General features: G+C 69.2%; 1 protein-coding gene. It reads left to right on the top strand.

Translation table 11 applies throughout. The annotated features are described in order from the left end of the window. Window positions 1-229: 229 nt before the first annotated feature. Entirely contained in the window at window positions 230-1,285 is a 1,056-nt protein-coding gene (locus B0I33_RS29570) for an IS110 family RNA-guided transposase (protein ID WP_245901206.1), read from the top strand. Window positions 1,286-1,297 lie beyond the last annotated feature (12 nt).

Raw genomic sequence — 1,297 nt, 5'->3', positions numbered from 1 at the left:
CTCAGTGTCAGGGTGATGTTGCCGCTGTTGCGGTGGTTGGGATCCTGGCCGTTGGTGATCTGGCTCGTAGTGTCGTTGCCGCCCGTGGGTTGGCGATCATGCGTTGTGCCGGTCACCGGCTGGTCAGGGTCGGCCGGCGTGACTTGACAGGAGCGTGGCGTCGCCCCCACTGAGGTGTGTCCGCCGGCCGGCCCAGCCGTCCCTTCGAGTCTGGAAGGAGACCATTCCCATGGTGGTGGTGCTGGGTATCGATGTCCACAAGAACACACACACTGCGGGCGCGGTGGACGAGGTGGGCCGGGAGCTGGATCACCGGACGGTACGGGCCACCGATGCCGGGCATCGGCAGCTGTTGCGCTGGGTGTTGCGCCGTTGGCCGGACGCGGAGCTGCGGTTCGCGGTGGAGGACTGCCGGCATGTGTCGACCCGGTTGGAGCGGGCGTTGCTGGCGGCGGGCCAGAGTGTGGTGCGGGTGCCGCCGAAGTTGATGGCCACAGCCCGGCAGTCAGTGCGCATGCGGGGCAAGTCGGACCCGATCGACGCGCTGGCGATCGCCCGGGCCGCGCTGCGCGAGCCGGATCTGCCCATCGCCACGCACGACGGGGTGTCGCGCGAGATCAAGCTGCTGGTCGACCACCGAGAAGACCTGGTGAACACCCGCACCCAGATGCAGAATCGGCTGCGCTGGCACCTGCACGAGCTCGACCCGGAACTCGATCCGGCCGCCCGCTCCCTGGACCGGCTGTGTGAACTCGATCGACTCGACGCGTGGCTGGCGCAGCAGCCGCCGTCGATCGTGGTGCGCATCGCCACCGAGCTCGTCACCGACATCCGGACCCTGACCGTGCGGGCCAACGCGCTGGAGCATGAGCTGGCGGCGCTCATGGAGCGCGTCGCGCCGCGGCTGCTGGCGCTGCCCGGCTGCGGGGCGTTGACCGCGGCGAAGATCGTCGGCGAGACCGCGAACGTGACCCGGTTCCGCTCCGAGGCCTGCTTCGCCATGCATGCCGGGGCCGCCCCGATCCCCGCCTCCTCCGGCAAGACGATCCGGCATCGCCTGGCCCGCGGTGGTAACCGCCAGCTCAACGCCGCCCTGCACCGCATCGCGGTCACCCAGATCCGCCTCCACGGCCCCGGCCACGACTACTTCCAGCGACGCCGAACCAGGGGAGACACAACGATGGAAGCGCTTCGAGCACTCAAACGACACCTCGCCCGCATCGTCTACAACGCCCTCCAGCAGAGCACCACCCACCAATCACCCCGCCTCACGGCAGCGGCTTGACATAGGAGCAAC

This window comes from Prauserella shujinwangii, assembly GCF_003001955.1.
GTDB classification, from domain to species: Bacteria; Actinomycetota; Actinomycetes; order Mycobacteriales; family Pseudonocardiaceae; genus Qaidamihabitans; species Qaidamihabitans shujinwangii.
Note: the sequence above shows the minus strand (reverse complement) of the source record. Positions and strands in the feature narration are given on the sequence as shown.

Bases quoted from the DNA above. Each gene is read 5' to 3' on its own strand.
- B0I33_RS29570 (WP_245901206.1), top strand. From the start codon at position 230: ATGGTGGTGGTGCTGGGTATCGATGTCCACAAGAACACACACACTGCG.